We start from the raw sequence: 18,770 nt of genomic DNA, 5'->3' as shown, positions 1-18,770 counted from the left end.
GATGGTTATGGCAGGTCGGCGAAATTCATCCGGCGCTGGATGATGCCGGTGCGCCGCGCCAGGTAGTTGGTGTCGCGGTGCTTGTCGTAGTAGCGCGGGTTGGGCAGCATCACCGCCAGCCGCGCGGCCTGGGCCGGGTTCAGGTTGGCCGCCGTGGTGTGGAAGTAGTGGCGCGCCGCCGCCTCGGCGCCGAACACGCCCTGGCCGAACTCGACCGAGTTCAGGTAGATTTCGAGGATGCGCTCCTTGCTCATCACCGCCTCGAGCATGTAGGCGATGACCAGCTCCTGTCCTTTGCGCACATAGCTGCGCCAGCCCGACAGGAACAGGTTCTTGGCCAGTTGCTGGGTGATGGTGGAGCCGCCGCCCACGACCTTGTGGCGCTTGTTGTTCTTCTCGTAGGCCTTTTCGAGCGCGTCCCAGTCCACGCCGTCATGCTCGGTGAAGTTGGCGTCTTCGGACGCGATCACCGCGCGCTTGAGGTTGTTGGAGATGCGGTTGTACGGCACCCACTGCTTTTCCAGCCTGGCATTGGGATTCATCTTGCGCAGCTCGGCCAGTTGCGCGCGCTGCATGCTGGTGGACGAGGGATTGAACTGGGTCCACCAGCAGATCTGTGCGAAGAAATATAACTGCAACAGCAGCACGGCCAGGAGCGGGCCCAGGAAGATCCACTTCACCCAGCGCCGTCCCGGCTTGCCCCGTGCTTTTGTCATAGTTTGCTGCGCATATCTTTCAGGAGTTGTTGTGTTTCAGGACGAACGCCGCGCCAGACGAAGAACGCTTCGGCCGCCTGCTCGACCAGCATGCCAAGGCCGTCGCGGGTGGTGGCGCCGTGCGCTGCCGCGAATTCCATGAATACGGTCGGGTTTTTCGCGTACATCATATCGAAAGCCAGGGTATCTTGGCAAAAAGTAACGGCAGGGATCGGCGGGATCGTGCCGCCCAGGCTGGCCGAGGTGGCGTTGATGACCACGTCGAACGGTGCGGCGATGTCCTCGAAATTGCAGGCCGACAGGCTGCAGCCGTCGGCCAGGCTGGCGAACTGCGCAACGAGTTCGTCCGCGGTGGCGCGGGTGCGGTTGGCCACCACCAGCGTGCGCGGGTGTTCGGCCAGGATCGGCAGCATGGCGCCGCGCGCGGCGCCGCCGGCGCCCAGCACCAGCAGGCGCTTGCCGGCCAGCGGCACGCCGGCGTTGCGCACGATGTCGGCCACCACGCCCGCGCCGTCGGTGTTGTCGCCGAAAATCTCGCCGTCGCGGTAGGCCAGCGTGTTGACGGCCCCGGCGGCGCGCGCGCGGTCCGACAGCCTGGTGGCAATGCGGAACGCGTCCAGCTTGAACGGGGCGGTGACGTTGGAGCCCTTGTAGCCCTCGGCCACGAGGCGCCGGATGGTATCGGCAAAGCCATCGATGGGCGCCAGGCAGCGCTCGTACGACATATCCTGGCCAGTCTGCGCCGCGAACACGGCATGGATTTCGGGGGAACGGCTTTGCGCGATCGGGTTGCCGATCACGCAGTACTTATCGGTCATGCTCCTGCTTCCTTCGTTGCTGCATCTGCTTCCAGCTTTTGCTGATGGGTGAACCGGAACCGGGTGACGACCACCCACACGTCGTTGCGCCCGGTGCTGCGCATGTTGCGCGGGAATTTGCCGAACGGCGCGGCGCGGCGCACGATCGCCAGCGCCGCCTTGTCCAGCGCCGGGTTGCCCGAGCTTTTTTCGACGCGCGGGCCGCCCTCCTTCGTGTACAGCGTGCCGTCCTGGAACACGGGAATCGTCATCACCAGGTCGCCGTACAGTTTGCGTCCGTTCTGCTGCGGAAAGTTCAGCGTGCCGACTTCCTCGACCCGCTTTTGCATCTGCTTGTAATAGATCGCGTAGCCCACCTCACGGGTGGACGGGCCGATGAAGGTCTTTTTCGGGCGCCGGTTCTGGTCCTCGATGCGGTCCGCGATTTCGGCGGTGGCGCGCGAGATGGCCTTGCTGGTTTCGATCATGTCCGCGCCGACGCGGTTCGGGTCCGGCGTGTCCTTCTCGGTGACCGGCGTGGCGCTGTAGGTGGACTTTTGCGCGCGCGCCAGCACATTGCGCTGCACTTCTTCCAGTTCGGCGATGCGGCGCTGCACCGCCTTCAGGCTGTCGCCGTTCTCGACCCGGCGCAGGTCCGGCAGCGGCGACTTGCTGCGGCCCTGCTCGGCCATGCCGCCGCCGTCCAGGTTGGCCTGGGCCAGCGCGTCCGGTTTCGCTGGCGCATTGGCGTGCTTGGCGTTGACCAGGATGACCTCCAGCCCCGGATCGGCCGGCGCCAGCCGGAACGCGTCGGGCGCGGCAAAGCGCACCGCCAGCAGCAGCGCGTGCGCCAGCACCGAAACGGTGATGGCGATCATCAAGGGGCGGTTGTGTTGCGTAAGATTCAACGGGGGGGCGCCGGGTGGCTGTTGATGCTGGGAATTGTTGGATTCTACCGTGCGGCGGGGGCGGTGTGGTGGGCTTGGGGCGACGATTGTTGGCCGCCCCCGTCGTCCCCGCGAAGGCGGGGACGACGTTGGATACGGTGTGGGCTACTTCGACGGTTCGGACGCCGGTTCAGGCGCCGGCTCGGCCGGCACGGCTGGCGACTCGATCATCGCCACCACGCCCTCGGCCTCGGCCGCCTCCGCGGCTGCAGCCTGCCCGGTATCCTCTTCCTCGTCGAACGCGATGTCGGCCTCGTCGGCCACGCCCGCCACTTCGAGCAGGCGCGCTTCCAGCGACAGGTCCACTTCGTCCCAGCGAATGATGTCCAGCCGCACCTGCGCGCCGCGCGCCGTCTGCGGCATGCCCGGCAGGCGGATGATGAGCGGAATCTCGACCAGGCGCAGCACTTCCTCCTTGAGCACCACCGCGTCCACCACCTTGGCGTTTTCCTGCGCCAGCCAGCGCAGGCACCAGTAGCGCTCCATGTTCTGCTGGAAGTCGTTGTAGGCGGCATAGGCGGCGTCGAACGCCGACACGATCGAGAACAGCGTCGCGTCGCGCGGCTTGAATGGCGCCACCAGCGGCGCGGTCACGCCGTGCTCGGCACAGGCCAGGATCTGCCACTGGTTGACCAGGTCAGTGTAGCGGCGCAGCGGCGAGGTGCTCCATGCGTACTGGTCCACGCCCAGCCCCTGGTGCGGGGCGGCGTGGGTGACCATGCGCACCTGCATCTTGGCGTTCCAGCCCGCGCCGCTGCCGGCGCCCTGCGAACGGTAGATGCCCGGCACGCCCGAGTCGTGCAGCAGCTTGCCCCAGGTGCTGTTGGCGAAGATCATCAGCTCGGCCACGATCTTGTCCAGCGGCGCGCCACGCTTGCGGCGCAAGATGGTGACCACGTCATCCTCGACGTAGAAGTTGAAGTCCACGCGGTTGGCCTGCTCGGGCTTCAGGCCAAACGCCTCGCGCTTTTTCATGCGCCCCGCTTCCAGCTGCAGCGCCCATTTCCACAGCAGCGCCAGCTCGGCCTTGTGCGGGTAGTCGCCCTCGCCCGACTCGAGCGTCTGTTCGTTGACCACGTCGTCCAGGTCGTTGTGGCGCAGGTTGCTCTTGATCGGCACGCGTTCGGCGCGCGTCGTGGTCGAGATCACCGACCAGTCGGCCGGGTTGAGCGTGGCGTACAGCGACAGCGCCGGGCAGTTGTTGCCTTCGGCCAGCGTGAACGCTTCCACGACCTCGTCCGGCAGCATCGTGATCTTGTCACCGGGCATGTACACGGTGGACATGCGGGCGCGCGCGATCTTGTCGATGGCGTCGTCCGGCTTGATGCCCAGGCCCGGCGCGGCGATGTGGATGCCCACCACCACGTTGCCGTCGTCCAGATGGCGCACCGAGAGCGCATCGTCGATTTCGGTGGTGGTCACGTCGTCGATCGAGAATGCCTCCACCTCGGCCAGCGGCAGGTCGGCGGGGGCGGCCGGCACGGCCACCTGCGGGAAGCCGGCGCCGCGCGGGAAGTTCTCGAACAGGAAGCGCGACATGTGCAGGTTCTTGGGCGAGTCGATGCCGCCGGTGGCCAGCATCAGGCGTGCCGGCGTGGTCTGCAGTTCCTCGGCGGCCGTTTCCAGCGCCTTGTATTCGATCGTGTTCTTGTCCGGCTTGAACAGCAGTTGGTGGACCTGCGGCTTCATCGACTCGGGCAGCTTGCCGGCCTTCAGTTCCTCGACATAGGCAGCCTGCACGATGGCCTGCTGCTTCTTGCGCTCGATGCCGGCCAGGGCCGCGCGCAGCGACTGTTCCGGCGCCGCCTTGTAGCGGCCGCGGCCCTTCTTGTAGAAATAGATCGGCGCGCCGTGCAGCGCCAGCACCAGCCCGGCCGCCTCGGGCGGCAGCGGCGCGTGGCCGAAGTATTCGGCGCCCAGCTCGGCAAAGCCGAATTCTTCCTGTCCAGCCACTTCCCAGAGGAATTCGAGGTCGACGTCGGCGGCGATCGCCTTGGCCTGGTCCAGCAGTTCGGCCGGCGACGGCTTGTCGAACTGCAGCAGCACGTCCTTGGCCTTGACCTTGGTGCGCTTACCGCTTGGCATTTCGACCTGGTAGGCCTCGCCCTGCTGCTGCAGCACGGCGCCGACCTTGAAGTCTCCCGATTCTTCGAAAAATAGGTTCATCGTTATCGTCGTTTGGTGTTGGGTTCGGCCGCTGCCAGGTTCAGCACAGGGGGCAAGAATACCTCCGTGACCAGCAGCAGACCTTGATGGCGGCGGTAGACACAGCGCCGCGCGTAGTAAACCTGGTCGCGCAATGTGCCGCCCAGCGCGGCGTTGGCGCGCACCAGCAGCGGGTGGCCAGCGCGGATGCGCGCGAATTCAAGCTGGCCTCGTTTGACCAGCGGATCGTAAAACAGTGTCGTGCCGAGCGAACGTTCGCCCAGCGCGGAAAACAGCGGCCAGTCGGTGGCGGTGCTCGATGCGGTCACGACCGTGTGCGCGAACACCACGGGTTCGCCGTCACAGCGCAGCAGCACCTCGCGTTCCAACACCCGGCCGGGGCGGCGCATGCCGATCGCAAACGCTTCGTCGGGCAGGCAGATGGCGCCCGCCTGGCGCAGGCGCTGCACGCGGAAGTGGCCGCTCGATGCGACCAGCCGCGCGGTGAGCGAACCGGGCGTGACCAGCCAGTCGCGCATGCGCGGGGATGCCTGCACGCCGTTCGCGTGCGGCAGCCAGCGGGCCTGGCGCAGCGATCCGGTCCTCACTGCAGCGCTTTCTTGCCGCAGAACGCGAGCACCTCGTCCACATACTGGGGAAATTCCGGGATCGCGTGGTTGCTGCTTTCGATCACGTGTTGGCGCGCGCCGGCATAGTGGCGCACCATGTCGCGGTAGTCCAGCACCTCGTCGCCGGTGGCGGCGAGCAGGAAATAGCGTTCGGGGCGCGTGATGTGCGCCACGCGCAAGGCGGCCAGCTCGCCAATATATTCCTGCTTGAATTCGAACGGCTCGTCCGAATGCCAGGCCGTGGTCACGCCGACGTGCTGCTCCAGGTCCTTGAGCGGATCGACTGCCGGGTTGAGCAGCACGGCGCGGCAGCCGAGGCGTTCGGCCAGCCAGGTCGCATAGAACCCGCCCAGCGACGAGCCAATGATGGCCAGTTCGTCCGCCGGATAGCGCTCGACCAGCTTGAGCACCAGCTCCATCGCCGCGCTGGGCGAAGCCGGCAGTTGCGGGCAGACCAGCTCATCTGCCCTGCCCGCCGCCTTCATCTGCTCGAACACCACCCGCGCCTTGAACGAGCGCGGCGAGGATCGGAATCCGTGCAGGTACAGAATCATTTGGCCAGCGCCTCGAGCAGCTTCTGATGGATGCCGCCAAAGCCGCCATTGCTCATCACCAGGATGTGGTCGCCCGGCTGGGCCGCTGCCACGATCGCCTGCACCATGTAATCGAGCTGGTCAAAGGTGTGCGCGATCGCGCCCATCGGCTTGAGGGCGTCGCCCAGCGACCAGCCCAGTGCCTGCTGGCTGCCAAAGCCGAACACGAGGTCCGCGTCCTTCAGGCTGCCGGGCAGCGCGTCCTTCATGGCGCCCAGCTTCATGGTATTCGAACGCGGCTCCAGCACCGCCAGGATGCGGCCAGTACTGCCTACGCCGGCCGCGCCGATCTTCTGGCGCAGGCCACCCACGGTGGTGGCAATGGCCGTCGGGTGGTGGGCAAAGTCGTCGTACACGGTCACGCCATTCACGACGCCGCGCACTTCCATGCGCCGCTTGACGTTCTGGAAGCGCGACAGCGATTCGGCCGCCTGGGCGGGCGGCACGCCCACGCTGCGGGCGGCGGCGATCGCGGCCAGCGCGTTGTAGCGGTTGTGCTTGCCGGTCAGGTCCCACTGGACGGTGCCCTGCTTTTCGCCGTTGAACACGACGTCGAAGCTGGCGCCGCCGGGGTGCTCAACCAGCGTCCAGTTCACCCCTTCGGACGTGCCGAAGGTCTCCTTCTCGCTCCAGCAGCCGCGCTTGAGCACGCGCGCGAGCGAGGCCTCGTCGCCGTTGGCGATGATGCGGCCCACGCCCGGCACGGTGCGCACCAGGTGGTGGAACTGGGTTTCGATGGCGCCGATGTCGGGGAAGATGTCGGCGTGGTCGTATTCCAGATTGTTCAGCACCGCCGTCTTGGCGTGGTAGTGCACGAACTTGCTGCGCTTGTCGAAAAACGCGGTGTCGTATTCGTCCGCCTCGATGACGAAGAAGTCCGACTCCTTGTCGCCGCGCAGGCGCGCCGAGATGCCGAAGTTCATCGGCACGCCGCCGATCAGGAAGCCGGGCGCGTAGCCGGCGTCTTCCAGGATCCAGGCCAGCATCGAGGTGGTGGTGGTCTTGCCGTGCGTGCCGGCCACGGCCAGCACCCACTTGTTGCGCAGAATATGGTCGCCAATCCATTGCGGGCCCGACACGTAGGGCAGGCTGCGGTTCAGGATCTCCTCGATCAGCGGATTACCACGGGTCATCACATTGCCGATCACGTACAAGTCGGGGTTGAGCGACACCTGGTCCGGGCTGTAGCCCTGGATCAGCTCGATGCCCTGGGATTCGAGCTGCACGCTCATCGGCGGATAGACGTTGGCGTCGCAGCCGGTGACGCGATGGCCCGCCTCCTTGGCCAGGACCGCAAGGCCGCCCATGAAGGTGCCGCAAATACCGAGGATGTGAATATGCATGGGTAGAGGAGAGGAAATGGCGAAATCGCGATTTTACCTGACGCGGTGCCATTTTCCGTTCGGGAGTATCATCGAACCCATGAATCCGAGCCAAACCAACGACCCGCAGGCGCTGCGTTCGCAGATCGCGGCCACCGCCGCCCGCATGATCGCCGAGGACGGCGCCGATTACGCCACCGCCCGCCGCAAAGCCGCGCGCAAGGTGCTGGGGGTGGACCAGCCGCACTCGAACCTGCTTCCAGACAATATCCAGATCGAGGACGAGGTGCGCCGCTACCAGGCGCTGTTCCAGGGGCCGCAGCAGGCCGCGCGCCTCAAGCGCTTGCGCCGCGCCGCATTGGAGGTGATGGACGAGCTGGCCGAGTTCCGGCCCTACCTCACCGGCGCGGTGCTGAGCGGCACTGCCGGCGAGTATGACGACATCCGCCTGCAATTGTTCGCCGACAGCGCCAAGGAAGTCGAGATCTTCCTATTAAATAGAAACGTCAATATAGAGATCTCGGAAATGCCCCACTTTAAGGGCGCCCGCCATGACCCGGTTGAAACAGTGAGCTTCCTGTGGCATAACGAGGCCGTGCACGCGGAGTTATACGAAATGAATGACCTGCGCGGCGCGCTCAAGCCGCGCTCGGACGGACGCCTGCAGCGCGTGGACGCGGCCGGCCTGCGCGCCCTGATGACGACTGACGAAACACTGGAACAAGACGAATGAACAAGAAGAATGTACTCGGGTACGCGGTGCTCGCCCTCGCCTTCGGCGCCATGGGCGCGCTCGTGGGGCTCAACCAGAAAGACGTGGCCGGGCCGATCACCACGGCCTACGCCGCGACCGACGGCCGGCCGCACACGGCGGTCACCAACCTGTTCGCGCAATCGCTCAACGACGCCGGCGGCAAGCCGCAGGCATTGTCGCAATGGCAAGGCAAGCCCTTGCTGGTGAATTTTTGGGCACCGTGGTGCGCCCCCTGCGTGCGCGAGATGCCCGAACTGGACGCGCTGGCCAAGGAAATGAAGGCAAAGCAGGTGAACGTGATCGGGATCGGCATCGATAGCCCGGCCAATATCGCGGCTTTTGCCGCGCGTTTGAAGATCTCTTATCCGCTGTACGTGGCAGGCATGGGCGGCACCGACCTGGCCCGCGAGTTCGGCAACGAGGCGGGCGGGCTGCCCTACACGGTGCTGATCGGGGCCGACGGGCAGGTCAAGAAAACCTACCTGGGCTCGCTCAAGTTCGACCAGCTGCGCGCCGACCTGGCCAAGCTGTAAACACATGCAATTTCTACCGTCGTCCCGGCGAAGGCCGGGACCCATGCTGCGCCACCGGTCACGCGGCGCATGGGTCCCGGCTTTCGCCGGGACGACGGTTTTAGGGCTGGCAATTTATCCGCACGAACGGTCGTTCACTTATTTATCTGCCTATACAAAGCATTACAATATCGCTTGCCAATAGGAGATGTTGGCGTCAAAATGCCTGACTTTCGGGCAACCAGACCTTCAACATGGCGAAAAAGCTCCTGCTGCTCAACGGCCCCAACCTGAATCTGCTGGGGACACGAGAGCCTGCGGTGTACGGCACCACGACGCTCGCCGACATCGAGCAAGCCGCACAAGCCCAGGCAGCCGCGGCCGGCGCAACGCTCGCTTGCTTCCAGAGTAACCATGAAGGGGCGCTGATTGACCGCATCCATGCCGCGCGCCTCGAAGGGGTCGATGCGATCATCATCAACCCGGGCGGACTGACCCACACCAGCGTGGCCTTGCGTGATGCGCTGGCCGGGGTCGCCATCCCGTTCGTGGAAGTCCATCTCTCTAATATTTACCAGAGAGAGGAGTTCCGCCACCATTCGTACCTGTCTGCCATCGCGCGCGGCACGATCTGCGGGCTGGGCGCCGATGGATATAGGTTTGCCATCGACTTCGCGCTTAAATAGCGTTAATCTACGTCAACTTCACGCATTCTGTGTGCTTCGCGGCGCCGCCGTAGGGCATACTCAACAACACCAATAATTCCAAGGGGTTTCACATGGATCTACGAAAACTCAAGACTTTGATCGATCTCGTCGCAGAGTCCGACATCGCTGAACTCGAAGTGACCGAGGGCGAAAGCAAAGTTCGCATCGTCAAATCCTCCGGGATCCCGCAGAACCAGGTCCTGATGATGCCGCCGGCCGGCGTGCAGCAATACAGCGCCCCGGCAGCTGCGCCGCAGGTGGCCGCCCCTGCCGCCGCACCCGCAGCCGCAGCCCCGGCCGCCGAAACCGGCCACGTGGTCAAGTCGCCGATGGTCGGCACCTTCTACCGTTCGTCCGCCCCGGGCGCCCCGGCCTTCGTCGAGGTCGGCGCCACCGTGAAGGAAGGCGACACCCTGTGCATCATCGAAGCGATGAAGCTGCTGAACGAAATCGACGCCGACATTTCCGGCACCGTCACCAAGATCCTGGTGGAGAATGGCCAGCCGGTCGAATTCGGCCAGCCGCTGTTCGTGATCGGCTAATCCGCCCGCAAGCGGCGCGGGCCCGCCCAGGGCCCTTTCGACTGTCGTACCCGGCCGCGCAAGGCCGGCCTTCACAGAACTACCTGAACCATGTTTGAAAAAATCCTCATCGCCAATCGTGGTGAAATCGCGCTGCGTATCCAGCGCGCGTGCCGCGAATTGGGCATCAAGACCGTCGTCGTGCACTCCGAGGCGGACAAGGACGCCAAATACGTGAAGTTGGCGGACGAGTCGGTTTGCATCGGCCCGGCGCAGTCGGCACTGAGCTATCTGAACATGCCGGCGATCATCAGCGCGGCCGAAGTGACCGACGCCGAGGCGATCCACCCGGGTTATGGCTTCCTGTCGGAGAACGCCGACTTTGCCGAGCGCGTCGAGAAATCGGGCTTCGTGTTCATCGGCCCGCGTTCCGACTCGATCCGCATGATGGGCGACAAGGTCTCGGCCAAGCAGGCGATGATCAAGGCCGGCGTGCCCTGCGTGCCCGGCTCGGATGGCGCCCTGACGGACGACCCGAAGGAAATCATCCAGACCGCGCGCAAGATCGGCTATCCGGTCATCATCAAGGCCGCCGGCGGCGGCGGCGGGCGCGGCATGCGCGTGGTGCACACCGAGGCGGCACTGTTGAACGCGGTGGCGATGACCAAGGCCGAGGCCGGCACGGCATTCGGCAACCCCGAGGTCTACATGGAAAAGTTCCTGGAGAATCCGCGCCACGTGGAAATCCAGGTGCTGGCTGACGAACACCGGAACGCCGTCTGGCTGGGCGAGCGCGACTGCTCGATGCAGCGCCGCCACCAGAAGGTGATCGAGGAAGCGCCCGCGCCGGGCATCAACCGCAAGCTGATCGAGAAGATCGGCGACCGCTGCGCCGAAGCCTGCCGCAAGATCGGCTATCGCGGCGCCGGCACCTTCGAATTCCTGTACGAGAACGGCGAGTTCTACTTCATCGAGATGAACACCCGCGTGCAGGTCGAGCACCCGGTCACCGAAATGATCACCGGCATCGACATCGTGCAGGAGCAGATCCGCATCGCCTGCGGCGAGAAGCTGCGCTTCAAGCAGCGCGACATCATGCTGTCGGGCCACGCGATCGAGTGCCGCATCAACGCCGAAGATCCGTTCAAGTTCATCCCGTCGCCGGGCCGCATCACCAACTGGCACGCGCCGGGCGGCCCTGGCATCCGCGTCGATTCGCACGCCTACAACGGTTACTACGTGCCGCCGCACTACGATTCGATGGTCGGCAAGGTGATCGCCTATGGCGCCACCCGGGACCAGGCGATCCGCCGCATGCAGATTGCGCTTTCGGAAATGGTGGTTGAGGGTATCATGACGAATATCCCGCTGCACCGCGAGCTGATGGTGGACGCGCGCTTCATCGAAGGCGGCACCAACATCCACTACCTCGAGCACAAGCTGGCCCACAAGCCGGACCTGGAGAAGGAAGGCGCCCTCGGCGCCAAATCGGAGACCAAGGCAGAAGCATGAGCTGGACCGAAGTAGTCATCGAGATCGACCGTGAACATGCCGAGGCGTTGTCCGATGCCTTGATGGAGGCTGGCGCGCTGTCGGTCTCGGTGGAGGACGCGGACGAAGGCACGGCGCAGGAAAAGCCGCTGTTCGGCGAGCCGGGCATGACCCCGTCCGAGGCCGCGTGGGACCGCTCGCGCGTGGTGGCCCTGACCGACGTGGACGCCGACCAGGGCGCGATCGTGGCCGAGGCGGCCGACGCCATCAACCTGGCCAAGGCGCCCGCCTTCACCACCCGCGCAGTGGATGACGCCGACTGGGTGCGCCTGACGCAATCGCAGTTCGAGCCTATCCACATCGGCAAGAACATCTGGGTGGTGCCAAGCTGGCACGACGCTCCGGACCCCAACGCCCTCGTGCTCGAACTCGACCCGGGCCTGGCGTTCGGCACCGGCAGCCACCCCACCACCCGCCTGTGCATGGAATGGCTGGAAGCGCATCCGGCGCCGGGCAAGACCGTGCTTGATTACGGTTGCGGCTCCGGCATCCTGGCGATGGTCGCCAAGAAGCTGGGCGCGGGCGAAGTGAACGGCGTGGACATCGACCCGCAGGCGATCGAGTCGGCGCACGCGAACGCCGAGCGCAACGGCTGCGCGATCGACTACTTCCTGCCAGACCAATTCGCTGCCTCGAGCCATGCGCAGCAACGCTACGACACCGTCGTGGCCAACATCCTGTCGAGCCCATTGAAGCTGATGGCGCCGATGCTGTCCGGGCGCGTGGCGCCAGGCGGATCGCTGGTTCTCTCGGGCGTGCTGGAACGCCAGGCCGAGGAAGTGGCCGCGGCGTACGCTCCTTTCATCAAGCTGGGCGTCTGGGCCTCGCAGGACGGCTGGGTCGCCCTTCATGGGCAGCTCGGCAGCGACACAGCACCGCCGCCGCGCACGCCCCGCGCGGAGTAAAGGCCCATGGCGCTTGCCACTCGATGCCCCCACTGTAAGACTACTTTCCGGGTCGCCCAGGACCAGTTGAAACTGCGTGGGGGCATAGTGCGCTGTGGCGCCTGCCACGAAATTTTCGACGGCAACGCCAGCCTGGTCGATCTGGATGCCAAACCGGCGGTCGAGCCGGCGCCTGCCGAAGCACCTGCCGAAGTCCCTGCCAACGAGCAGGAGGTGCCGGTCTACACCATCGAACTGGACAAGACCCTCGACCCGCTGGGCATCCTGCCCGAACCCGAGAACGAGCCGCCGCCGCAGCCGCAGGCCGTACTGCACGAGCCGCACGACGAAGTGGTGGAGAGCACCGAGGAAGCCGAGGGCTTCGCGTCGGGCGACGCCGAATTCTTCGAAACCGAAACCCCGGTTGCCGACGCCACGGACGACGCCACCGGGCCCGCACCGGAAAGCGCCACCGTCCAGGACGGTGCAGACGAAGAAGCACCGATTCGCGCCGAGCCGGCACTCGCGGCCGGGAGCGCGCTGGAACCGGCACTCGAAGCGGACGCGCCGCAAGCCGCGGGCCGCGTCGAGCCCACGTTCGACCTGCCGGTCGAAGAAGAACTGGTGGCTGCCGCCCTGCCCGATTACCGCGACGAACCCACGCTGCAAGCCCACGCCGAGATGGCGCATCATTTCGGCGGCACCGAGCACGCTCCGCTGCCGATGCGCGAGTCGACCGCCGACACCCACCTCCCGCCGCCCGCTCCCGCCGCCAAGCCTGCGCGTGCGCGCCTGGGCAACCGGCGCTCCAAGCTCAGTCCGACCAAGATCCCGCCGCCCAAGCTGCGCGTGCCCGAGATCGACGAACCCGATTTCGTCAAGCGCGGCCGCCAGCAGGAACAAACCGGCAAGCGGCGCCGCATTTTGATGGCGGTCGGCTCGGTGCTGCTTGCGCTGCTGCTGGTGGCGCAGGCGATGACGGTCTTGCGCGACGACCTCGCCGCGCGCGTGCCGGCGATGAAGCCGGCGCTGGCCGCCGTGTGCGCGGCGCTGCGCTGCCGCGTGGAGCTGCCCGCGCATATCGACAACCTGGCCATCGAAACAGGCGAGCTGCAAACGCTGGGCCCCGACACCTACGTGCTCACCACCCTGCTGCGCAACCAGGGCGGCAGCGCACAGGCGTGGCCCGCCATTGAACTGGCGCTCACCGACGCCAACGACAAACCGCTGGTGCGCCGCGTGTTCGCGCCCGCGGAATACCTGCCACACGACGTTGCGGCGGCGGCCGGCTTCGGCCCGCACGCGGAGCAGCCGGTCAAGCTCTACTTCAAGCTTGACCAGCTCAAGCCCTCCGGCTACCACATCGCCGTTTTCTACCCATAAGGCTTCACATGACCAAGACTTCGCTGATCTGCGGATCGCTCGCATTCGACAAGATCATGCAGTACCACGGCCGCTTCGGCGAAACGCTGCTGGCCGACCAGCTGCACCGCGTGAACGTATCGTTCCTGGTGCCCACGCTGCGCACCGAGTACGGCGGCTGCTCCGCCAACATCGCCTATAACCTCAAGCTGCTGGGCGGCGACCCGCTTATCATGGCGACCATCGGCCAGGACGGCGGCGAGTACCTGCAGCGCTTCGACAAGCTGGGCATCTCCACGCGCGCGATCCGCACCATCGGCCACGCCTACACCGCGCAGTGCTTCGTCACCGCGGACCTGGACAACAACCAGATCAACGCCTTCCACCCGGGCGCCATGCAGTTCGCGCACGAGAACAACGTGGCCGACTGCGGACCGCTGGCGGTGGCGATCATCGCCCCGGACGGGCGCGAGGGCATGCTCAAGCACGCGCGCGACTGCGCGGCGCTGGGGGTGCCGTTCATGTTCGACCCGGGCCAGCAGCTGCCGATGTTCTCCGGCGACGAGCTGATCACCTTCATCGACCAGGCTACCTACCTGGCGGCGAACGACTACGAATTCGAGATGGTGATGGACCGCACCGGCCTGACGCTGGGCGACATCGCCAAGCGGCTGGACGCGTTGATCATCACGCGCGGCGACAAGGGTTCGGAGATCCATGCCGGCGGCGAGCGCCACGACATTCCCCCGGTGACGGCGGAGAAGGTGGTGGACCCGACCGGCTGCGGCGACGCCTACCGCGCGGGCCTCTTGTACGGGATCACCAACGGCTTCGACTGGCCCACGACCGGGCGCCTGGCGAGCCTGCTCGGCTCGATCAAGATCGCGCACCAGGGTGGTCAGAACCACAGCTTCAGCGCGGAAGAAATCGCCACGAAGTTCGAGCAGGCCTTCGGTTACCGCTTCTGAATGTGCCGTCGTCCCGGCGCAAGCCGGGACCCATGCTGAGCGCCCCGCTCCGCGCCTCGTGCAAACACTCCCCACCTCGACCCGTCGTCCCCGCGAAGGCGGGGACCCATAGACCGTTTGAACAAGCGGTAGGCTTGTCCAGCCGCGGCCCTGCGAGCTCAGCATGGGTCCCCGCCTTCGCCGGAACGACGTGCTCGGGTTATCGGCTCAAGCCGGCAGCAGCGCCTTGGCCACATCGGCCGGCGTCAGCGACTTCGCAACCTGCACCAGCTTGCGCTTGTTGGTCTGCCCGTGCGTGATCTCGATCGCGCTCTTGGGCACCTTCAGCGCGCCGGCGAGGAATTTGATGAGCGCCTCGTTGGCCTTCCCTTCGATCGGCTGCGCCGCCAGCTTGAGCTTGAGCGCGTCGTCCAGCACGCCGATCACCTCGGTCTTTTTCGCATTCGGGGTGATCTGCACCGCGATGCGCACCCCGCCCGCGATGGCGGAGCACCACTTCGATTCGATCGTCAAAAGAACAGGCGCCCCAACACAATCTGTACCACCTGCAGCAAGAGCAGCGCGACGAGTACCGACAGGTCGATACCGCCGATCAGCGGCACCACGCGGCGGATTGGGCGCAGCAAGGGGTAGTTCAACGCGCTGATGAAGGGCGCCAGCGGGGCGTTCGGGTTCACCCAGCTGAACACCGCATCGATGATGAGCAGCGCCATGAAGCCGTAGATGATCCAGTTGAGGAACCGGAACACGGCCATCAGGAAGACCACCTCGCCGCTCGCGCCCTGGAGCAGCAGGACCGAGGTCGCCAGCAGCACCACCAGGAACGCGCCGATCAGGCTGGCCCAGTCATAGCCGCCCATGCCTGGCACGACGCGGCGCAAGGGGCGCACCAGCCAGTCCGACAGCGTGAACGTGAACTGCGCAACCGGGGCCGGCGGGCGCACGCGTGTGACCTGCATCCAGAAACGCAGCAGCAGCACCCCACCGAGCACACTGGCTGCCGCATCGACGATCAACTGAAGAATACTGAGCACGGCCACTCCTTGAAAACGTGTTGTGCGAACGATGGTCGGTGAACTATACGCACAAAAAAAACCGCCGTGTGAACTGATCACACAGCGGTATTGTGCCTGATCCAGGCAGAGCTGGCTATTACGGGCGGCTGCTGGTCGGGAACGGCCATGCTGCGGCCGGAGCCAGCACGGTCTTGGCCGGAGCGGCGGTCGGCGCCGGAGCTGCTGCTGCCGGTGCTGCCGGTGCTGCCGGCTTGGCTTCAGCGGCCGGTGCTGCCGGTTTGGCTGCCGGAGCTGCCTTCTTGGCGGCCGGCTTTTTCGCTGCCGGCTTCTTGGCGGCTGCCGGTTTGGCGGCGACTGCCGGCTTGGCGGCTGCCGGTTTTGCTGCTGCCGGTTTGGCGGCCGCTTTCTTCGCTACCGGCTTGGTAGCTGCTGCCTTTGCTGCCGGCTTGGCAGCGACTTTCTTGGCGGCCGGCTTGGCGGCCGGTTTCGCTGCAGCCTTTTTAGCGGCCGGCTTGGCCGCGGCTTTTTTTGCTGCAGGCTTCGCAGCGGCTTTCTTGGCGGCCGGTTTAGCTGCCGGCTTGGCGGCGGCTTTCTTTGCTACCGGCTTGGCGGCGGCTTTCTTTGCTACCGGCTTGGCAGCAGCTTTCTTGGCTGCCGGCTTGGCCGCGGCTTTGGTGGCGGCTGCTTTTTTAGCTGCCGGTTTTGCGGCTGCTTTCTTTGCTGCCGGTTTTGCGGCTGCTTTCTTTGCTGCCGGCTTGGCGGCGGCTTTCTTGGCTACCGGTTTTGCTGCGGCCTTGCTTGCGGCGGCTTTCTTGGCTGCCGGTTTTGCGGCGGCTTTCTTGGCTACCGGCTTGGCTGCTGCTTTCTTTGCTGCCGGTTTTGCGGCGGCTTTGGTTGCGGCTGCCTTCTTGGCTACCGGCTTGGCTGCTGCTTTCTTTGCTGCCGGTTTTGCAGCGGCTTTGGTGGCGGTTGCTTTTTTGGCGACCGGCTTGGCTGCTGCCTTCTTGGCTGCCGGCTTGGCGGCGGCTTTGGTGGCGGTTGCTTTCTTCGCTGCCGGTTTAGCGGCTGCTTTTGCTGCCGGCTTGGCGGCGGCCTTGGCTGCCGGTTTGGCGGCTGCGGCTTTCTTGACCGGCTTCTCGGCGGCGGCCTTGGCTGCCGGTTTAGCGGCGGCTTTTGCGGCCGGCTTCTTTGCTGCGGGTTTCTTAGCGGCTGTTGCCATTTTTGTTCTCCTTCATCTGCGATGAGAAAATACGCTACAAGGTTTAAACCCGTCCGGCCTCCCGGCCAGGCGAATTATTCATCGGCACAAACGCTACACGTTGTTTATGCTAATGAATTCGGCACCAGCTGAACTGCTGCAACTCCTCACGATTGCAGCACTTCAGCCGTCGCCGCCAGCCTTTCGACCGGCGACACTGGTACTTCAAGTTACGCTGTCCACATCGCAGCCCGCAGACGGGCACGAAAAGAAAAAGCCGCCATGCCTGAACTGATCAGGCAGTGCGGCTTGTTCTTTTCATTAAGCTTACGTGCATACTGATGAGGTCAGCGTCCCATTTTTTGATCGGTTTTTTGTCCAGATCCCGCGCAAAATTTTTTGCGTGTTCACCTTTTGACAAATTCAATCACGTAAAGTACACGAAAACCTTGTCAGTGCGCAACTGGCGCACATAATTTTCAGTCACTTTTGCAATCGGATCATCGCGCGTGCGCCGGGTTTTGAATCCGGCAGCGGTCTTGAAGGCACCGGATACCACCCACCAAATGGACAGATGCGCGTGCGGCCAGCAACGAAGCAGTATCGATAAACACTGGGTGTTTGCAAAATCGGCTCATCAATAAAGCCGCCAATATCTCACCGCCGGCGGCAGATGAAAAACCATCGGTGCGAGCTGCGGCAATGCGCGCAGATTTGCATGCTCAATGTCGCAAACACGCGACTACTTTACAGCGCACGCGCGCGAAAACATCGGGGCCGCATCGATGCGCAACTGGATTCGCTAGCCAATCCGGCGCACCGACTCGCGCACCTCGAGGCTCAGCTGGGGAAGATCAATGTCCGGCTTTTCGTGCCGGATCATCGCGAGGATCGCCTGGCCGAGGCAGCGGCCGACTTCAAACAAAGGCTGGCGCACGGTGGTGAGCGGCGGCGTGGTGCACATCGAACTGTGCAGGTCGTCGAAGCCGACAATCGAAATGTCTTCCGGCACGCGGATGCCGCGCCGGTACAGCGCCAGCCGCGCGCCGTAGGCGGTCAGGTCGTTGCCGGCAAAAATAGCCGTGAAGCGTTCGCCCGATTCCAGCAAGCGCTCGACCGCCAGCAAGCCACCGGTCTCGAGAAAATCGCCCGCCTCGATCAACCTGGGGTTGCGCGGGATTTTGTGTTTGGCCAGCGTGTCGCGATAGCCTTTCAGCCGCGCCTGCGCATCCTCGTGGTCCGGTGGGCCGGCGATAAAGGCGATGTTGCGGTGCCCCTGCATGATCAGGTACTCGACCGCGTCGCACGCCGCCTTGTAGTTATCCAGGCTGAAGCCATAAGCGTGCTTGCCCTCCAGCTGGCGGCCGAATGCCACAATGGGCACCCGGTTCGACAACTTGAGGATCTGGCTATCCTTGAGCCTGCCTGACAGGATGACCACGCCATCGACCCGCCGCGCGATCAGCAACTCCATACGCTCGGCCTCCTCCTGCGCGCGCCAGTGGCCGGACACGATCAGGGGCGCGTACCCGGCGCCCTGCAAGGCATCGTCGATACCGGCCATGGCGTCGGCAAAGTACCCCGACATCAGTGACTGGGTAAGCACGCCGATGGTGCGCGTGCTGCCGCTCTTGAGGTTTTGGGCCAGCACGTTGGGCTTGTAATTGAGGCGCTCGATCACGCTTTCGATGACCCTGCGCTTTTCCTCGGACACCTTGGCCGTGCCGTTCAGGAAGCGGGAAACCGTGGCCGCCGACACGCCGGCGACGCGTGCTACCTCATGAACCGTGACCATTGGCGTGCTGCTGGAGTCTTTCATCATTGGGCGTGCGCTGGATTGACGTGGGCGGCACTTGCCGCGGCCGCCCGAGTATAACAGTGAGAAACCGATTTCAGAAACGCTTTCACGTCACCTGCAAGCACGGAGCACGCACCGGGCCGGTCCAAGCTAGCCCATCACGCAACAAAACTCCCTCTGCACCAGGCGAATTGACTGACGCCTGTGGCCCGTCAAACCACCGTTCAAAATTTCGTTTGACTTTCCTTTCGATCAACAATACTATGAAATCGATTTCATAAACATCATGAAATCGGCAGCACCGGACACTAAGACAGGGAAACCCTGCACCCTACATAACCACAATAGTT

At 64.8% G+C, this 18,770-nt stretch carries 19 protein-coding genes; 9 read left to right on the top strand and 10 right to left on the bottom strand.

Annotated elements, in window-relative coordinates; translation table 11 throughout:
- Positions 1–5: 5 nt before the first annotated feature.
- The 7 genes from mtgA to mpl form a co-directional block, all read right to left on the bottom strand.
- Complete coding sequence (gene mtgA, locus NX773_RS00230; protein ID WP_258854400.1) at positions 6–716, bottom strand: monofunctional biosynthetic peptidoglycan transglycosylase; 711 nt, start codon at positions 714–716, stop codon at positions 6–8.
- Positions 713–1,534, bottom strand: a complete 822-nt coding sequence (gene aroE, locus NX773_RS00225; protein WP_258854399.1) for a shikimate dehydrogenase — start codon at positions 1,532–1,534, stop codon at positions 713–715. Before aroE ends, mtgA begins: the two co-directional genes overlap by 4 nt.
- Complete coding sequence (locus NX773_RS00220; RefSeq protein ID WP_258854398.1) at positions 1,531–2,391, bottom strand: TonB family protein; 861 nt, start codon at positions 2,389–2,391, stop codon at positions 1,531–1,533. Before NX773_RS00220 ends, aroE begins: the two co-directional genes overlap by 4 nt.
- A gap of 174 nt (positions 2,392–2,565) precedes the next feature.
- The gene (locus NX773_RS00215) at positions 2,566–4,626 is read right to left on the bottom strand and encodes an RNB domain-containing ribonuclease (RefSeq protein ID WP_258854397.1); all 2,061 of its coding nucleotides are present in this window, start codon (positions 4,624–4,626) and stop codon (positions 2,566–2,568) included.
- A 2-nt stretch (positions 4,627–4,628) separates the two neighbouring features.
- Positions 4,629–5,213 (bottom strand): chorismate--pyruvate lyase family protein, encoded by a 585-nt coding sequence (locus NX773_RS00210; RefSeq protein ID WP_258854396.1) that lies wholly within the window; start codon positions 5,211–5,213, stop codon positions 4,629–4,631.
- The gene (locus tag NX773_RS00205) at positions 5,210–5,788 is read right to left on the bottom strand and encodes a YqiA/YcfP family alpha/beta fold hydrolase (protein ID WP_258854395.1); all 579 of its coding nucleotides are present in this window, start codon (positions 5,786–5,788) and stop codon (positions 5,210–5,212) included. Before NX773_RS00205 ends, NX773_RS00210 begins: the two co-directional genes overlap by 4 nt.
- Positions 5,785–7,170, bottom strand: coding sequence for a UDP-N-acetylmuramate:L-alanyl-gamma-D-glutamyl-meso-diaminopimelate ligase (mpl, locus tag NX773_RS00200; protein WP_258854394.1), 1,386 nt, complete (start codon positions 7,168–7,170; stop codon positions 5,785–5,787). The genes NX773_RS00205 and mpl overlap by 4 nt, the downstream gene beginning before the upstream one ends.
- A 79-nt stretch (positions 7,171–7,249) precedes the next feature.
- On the opposite strand from mpl, the gene NX773_RS00195 reads away from it, so the two are divergent.
- The 8 genes from NX773_RS00195 to NX773_RS00160 all read left to right on the top strand — a co-directional run bounded on the left by NX773_RS00195 (position 7,250) and on the right by NX773_RS00160 (position 14,408).
- Positions 7,250–7,882 carry a hypothetical protein gene (locus tag NX773_RS00195; protein ID WP_258854393.1) on the top strand — a complete coding sequence of 211 codons (633 nt, stop codon included), beginning with the start codon at positions 7,250–7,252 and terminating at the stop codon, positions 7,880–7,882.
- Positions 7,879–8,436, top strand: a complete 558-nt coding sequence (locus tag NX773_RS00190) for a TlpA family protein disulfide reductase (RefSeq protein WP_258854392.1) — start codon at positions 7,879–7,881, stop codon at positions 8,434–8,436. The genes NX773_RS00195 and NX773_RS00190 overlap by 4 nt, the downstream gene beginning before the upstream one ends.
- A gap of 233 nt (positions 8,437–8,669) precedes the next feature.
- Positions 8,670–9,101 carry a type II 3-dehydroquinate dehydratase gene (gene aroQ, locus NX773_RS00185; RefSeq protein WP_258854391.1) on the top strand — a complete coding sequence of 144 codons (432 nt, stop codon included), beginning with the start codon at positions 8,670–8,672 and terminating at the stop codon, positions 9,099–9,101.
- A gap of 92 nt (positions 9,102–9,193) precedes the next feature.
- Positions 9,194–9,664, top strand: coding sequence for an acetyl-CoA carboxylase biotin carboxyl carrier protein (accB, locus tag NX773_RS00180; protein ID WP_258823612.1), 471 nt, complete (start codon positions 9,194–9,196; stop codon positions 9,662–9,664).
- Positions 9,665–9,754: 90 nt separating this feature from the next.
- Positions 9,755–11,155: an acetyl-CoA carboxylase biotin carboxylase subunit gene (accC, locus tag NX773_RS00175; RefSeq protein WP_258854390.1), complete on the top strand. Its 1,401-nt coding sequence runs from the start codon at positions 9,755–9,757 to the stop codon at positions 11,153–11,155.
- A complete protein-coding gene (gene prmA / locus NX773_RS00170) occupies positions 11,152–12,099 on the top strand; it encodes a 50S ribosomal protein L11 methyltransferase (protein WP_258854389.1) in 948 nt (315 codons plus the stop codon). Before accC ends, prmA begins: the two co-directional genes overlap by 4 nt.
- 6 nt (positions 12,100–12,105) lie before the next feature.
- A complete protein-coding gene (locus NX773_RS00165) occupies positions 12,106–13,461 on the top strand; it encodes a zinc-ribbon and DUF3426 domain-containing protein (RefSeq protein ID WP_258854388.1) in 1,356 nt (451 codons plus the stop codon).
- An 8-nt stretch (positions 13,462–13,469) separates the two neighbouring features.
- Positions 13,470–14,408, top strand: a complete 939-nt coding sequence (locus NX773_RS00160) for a carbohydrate kinase family protein (protein WP_258854387.1) — start codon at positions 13,470–13,472, stop codon at positions 14,406–14,408.
- Positions 14,409–14,615: 207 nt separating this feature from the next.
- Here the strand turns inward: NX773_RS00160 and NX773_RS00155 are convergent, their stop codons facing one another.
- A complete protein-coding gene (locus NX773_RS00155; protein ID WP_307728413.1) occupies positions 14,616–14,921 on the bottom strand; it encodes a DUF167 domain-containing protein in 306 nt (101 codons plus the stop codon).
- A complete protein-coding gene (locus tag NX773_RS00150) occupies positions 14,918–15,442 on the bottom strand; it encodes a YggT family protein (protein WP_258854386.1) in 525 nt (174 codons plus the stop codon). Before NX773_RS00150 ends, NX773_RS00155 begins: the two co-directional genes overlap by 4 nt.
- A 281-nt stretch (positions 15,443–15,723) precedes the next feature.
- Between NX773_RS00150 and NX773_RS00145 the strand changes: the two genes are divergently transcribed.
- The gene (locus NX773_RS00145) at positions 15,724–16,668 is read left to right on the top strand and encodes a hypothetical protein (protein WP_258854385.1); all 945 of its coding nucleotides are present in this window, start codon (positions 15,724–15,726) and stop codon (positions 16,666–16,668) included.
- A 756-nt stretch (positions 16,669–17,424) separates the two neighbouring features.
- On the opposite strand, the gene NX773_RS00140 is transcribed toward NX773_RS00145, so the two are convergent.
- Positions 17,425–18,417, bottom strand: a complete 993-nt coding sequence (locus NX773_RS00140) for a LacI family DNA-binding transcriptional regulator (protein ID WP_258854384.1) — start codon at positions 18,415–18,417, stop codon at positions 17,425–17,427.
- Positions 18,418–18,770 lie beyond the last annotated feature (353 nt).

This window comes from Massilia solisilvae (assembly GCF_024753215.1).
Taxonomy (GTDB): Bacteria; Pseudomonadota; Gammaproteobacteria; order Burkholderiales; family Burkholderiaceae_D; genus Telluria; species Telluria solisilvae.
This window is presented reverse-complemented; position numbering and strand designations above follow the sequence as displayed.

Excerpts from the sequence above, each read along its gene's own strand:
- mtgA (WP_258854400.1), bottom strand. The coding sequence starts at position 716 with ATGACAAAAGCACGGGGCAAGCCGGGACGGCGCTGGGTGAAGTGGATC.
- aroE (WP_258854399.1), bottom strand. The coding sequence starts at position 1,534 with ATGACCGATAAGTACTGCGTGATCGGCAACCCGATCGCGCAAAGCCGT.
- NX773_RS00220 (WP_258854398.1), bottom strand. The coding sequence starts at position 2,391 with ATGATCGCCATCACCGTTTCGGTGCTGGCGCACGCGCTGCTGCTGGCG.
- NX773_RS00215 (WP_258854397.1), bottom strand. The coding sequence starts at position 4,626 with ATGAACCTATTTTTCGAAGAATCGGGAGACTTCAAGGTCGGCGCCGTG.
- NX773_RS00205 (WP_258854395.1), bottom strand. The coding sequence starts at position 5,788 with ATGATTCTGTACCTGCACGGATTCCGATCCTCGCCGCGCTCGTTCAAG.
- mpl (WP_258854394.1), bottom strand. The coding sequence starts at position 7,170 with ATGCATATTCACATCCTCGGTATTTGCGGCACCTTCATGGGCGGCCTT.
- NX773_RS00195 (WP_258854393.1), top strand. The coding sequence starts at position 7,250 with ATGAATCCGAGCCAAACCAACGACCCGCAGGCGCTGCGTTCGCAGATC.
- NX773_RS00190 (WP_258854392.1), top strand. The coding sequence starts at position 7,879 with ATGAACAAGAAGAATGTACTCGGGTACGCGGTGCTCGCCCTCGCCTTC.
- aroQ (WP_258854391.1), top strand. The coding sequence starts at position 8,670 with ATGGCGAAAAAGCTCCTGCTGCTCAACGGCCCCAACCTGAATCTGCTG.
- accB (WP_258823612.1), top strand. The coding sequence starts at position 9,194 with ATGGATCTACGAAAACTCAAGACTTTGATCGATCTCGTCGCAGAGTCC.
- accC (WP_258854390.1), top strand. The coding sequence starts at position 9,755 with ATGTTTGAAAAAATCCTCATCGCCAATCGTGGTGAAATCGCGCTGCGT.
- prmA (WP_258854389.1), top strand. The coding sequence starts at position 11,152 with ATGAGCTGGACCGAAGTAGTCATCGAGATCGACCGTGAACATGCCGAG.
- NX773_RS00165 (WP_258854388.1), top strand. The coding sequence starts at position 12,106 with ATGGCGCTTGCCACTCGATGCCCCCACTGTAAGACTACTTTCCGGGTC.
- NX773_RS00160 (WP_258854387.1), top strand. The coding sequence starts at position 13,470 with ATGACCAAGACTTCGCTGATCTGCGGATCGCTCGCATTCGACAAGATC.
- NX773_RS00140 (WP_258854384.1), bottom strand. The coding sequence starts at position 18,417 with ATGGTCACGGTTCATGAGGTAGCACGCGTCGCCGGCGTGTCGGCGGCC.